Annotated in this window: 2 tRNA genes; both read right to left on the reverse strand. The window is 46.1% G+C overall.

The annotated features are described in order from the left end of the window. Nucleotides 1-29: 29 nt before the first annotated feature. Nucleotides 30-114, reverse strand: a tRNA-Leu gene (locus H5300_RS27350). Between the two features lie 87 nt (nt 115-201). Continuing rightward, nucleotides 202-276 (reverse strand) — tRNA-Gln (locus tag H5300_RS27355). Nucleotides 277-284 lie beyond the last annotated feature (8 nt).

Below are 284 nucleotides of genomic sequence, written 5' to 3' on the forward strand. Positions count from 1 at the left end.
CTATTTTATCTCTAATTAAAGAGAAATAATGGTGCGGTCGGAGAGACTTGAACTCTCACACCTCTCGGCGCCAGAACCTAAATCTGGTGCGTCTACCAATTCCGCCACGACCGCAGCAAAGCTTTCCTCTCAACTAAGTAAAGAGCTTAGCGAAGAGTATATAGTTAAGAAGACTTATGGTTTGTCTAAGTAACGTTGTAATGGCTGGGCTACCTGGATTCGAACCAGGGAATGCTGGCATCAAAAGCCAGTGCCTTACCGCTTGGCGATAGCCCAACAGGATA

Origin of the sequence: Vibrio sp. SG41-7, from assembly GCF_014164465.1 — a bacterium.
Lineage (GTDB): Bacteria > Pseudomonadota > Gammaproteobacteria > Enterobacterales > Vibrionaceae > Vibrio > Vibrio splendidus.